Below are 1,607 nucleotides of genomic sequence, written 5' to 3'. Positions count from 1 at the left end.
AAGGCATACCAATACTAAAGGCATATCTATGTGTAAGAAATCTATTTATAAGAAAAACTTTTTGTTATGTACAATTGCTGGAACTTTGATTTTTTCTCATTGCGGTTCAACTTATGCAAATACACAAACTCCTAAAATTATTAATGGATTTAAGGTGGATAAAGGAGAGAAAAAGACCTTTAATAATGTTTTTATCCGCGGTAATGGTCCTACGACAGGAACTGTAACTGACCCTGCAGTATCTGCAACTGACAAAGCAATTATCACAATTACAGATTCGACAATACACTCGGAATCAGCTCCTCTTTCTGCATCAAAAGGTGGACGAATTCATGTTAAAGGAATTAATACGAATTCAATATACCAAGGCTTACAAGTAAAAAATGGTATCATAGAGGTTGAAGATTCAACCATAACCCTCCAAAGAGCCGGTGCTGGAACTGGTATCCTTATTTATGAAACTCCGAACAGAGATTTAAAAGGGGATGAAAAAGTTGTCAATAAAGTTAGTCTTATCAATAGCAAAATTCTTGTGAAAGAGGGTGTTGGGATTCGGGGGCCCTATGATTCAAAATCTGTTGCTGAAGTTTATCTTCAAAATTCAGAAATTCTTGCTGATGTCTTATTGAGAAATAAAACAAAACGTAAATATTATGATGAAGATACTCTTCCTGTCTCTCTTAAATTAACCGCTGATAATTCCGTTTTAGAAGGAAGAGCGAGGACTTTGAAAGTAAATACAACAGTTTTTACTCTGAGTAATAACAGCAAATGGTATTTAAAGGTCAGTGAAGAAGATATAGATACTGATTTTAGTACCTACAATTATGATCTCAGTGACATTAAACATCGCGCGTTGTCTACTGTTTCAGAACTGAATCTTAATAATAGCTCTATCATATTTCGTGCACCGTTTGCTTTAGCAAAAGAGCAGTATCAAACCTTGAGTGTAGGGCGAACCGCTGAGGTTTATAAATCAAAAGAAAATATGGTTCCCACTGTAGCAACGGCTTACCGTGCAACGGGCCATGCAAATATTTATTTCAATGTCGAGTGGAGTGATGGTCTACCAAAAGAAAAACAAAAAGCTGATCGCCTTCTCGTCCATGGTAATGTATCAGGAACCACAATAATCCATGTCAATAATCTTGCTCAAGGTGAACCAATAGAAGCTGAAGATTCCACTCCCTTAAATAAACGAGGGCTTTCACTCATTCAAGTCTCTGGAAATACAGATGAAGGTGCCTTCAGGTTGGCGAATGGCTACACCACAATGGAAGGTTTACCTTATAAATATGTCCTCAATGCCTATGGACCAACATCAAGCCGTGGTAAAGCTGATAGCGCGCAAAACCTCTTAGAAAGCGTGTCTCAAGAATCTGAGGAAAATACTCTCAAAGACTACACGCATTACGTTATAAAAGGGAGCACTATTGAGGGAATAAAAAATGAGAATGCACAAAATTCCTTGAAAGAAAATAAAGATTTCTGGGATTTCCGTCTGCAAAAAGAAACCCTTGATGATGAAGGAAAGATTTTAGCTCTTGTCCCACAGGTGGCAAGCTATTTAGTCATGCCCAATGCTCTATTCTCCGCTGGTTTTGCTG

1 protein-coding gene is annotated in these 1,607 nt (G+C 37.4%); it reads left to right on the top strand.

The window, feature by feature from the left end; translation table 11 throughout:
* Positions 1–28 precede the first annotated feature (28 nt).
* Positions 29–1,607 (top strand): autotransporter outer membrane beta-barrel domain-containing protein (locus tag ABD917_RS08645; protein WP_345119658.1); only part of this gene is annotated, 1,579 nt, incomplete at its 3' end.

Source organism: Bartonella pachyuromydis (assembly GCF_039543065.1).
In the GTDB taxonomy this organism is placed as follows: Bacteria; Pseudomonadota; Alphaproteobacteria; order Rhizobiales; family Rhizobiaceae; genus Bartonella; species Bartonella pachyuromydis.
Note: the sequence above shows the minus strand (reverse complement) of the source record. Positions and strands in the feature narration are given on the sequence as shown.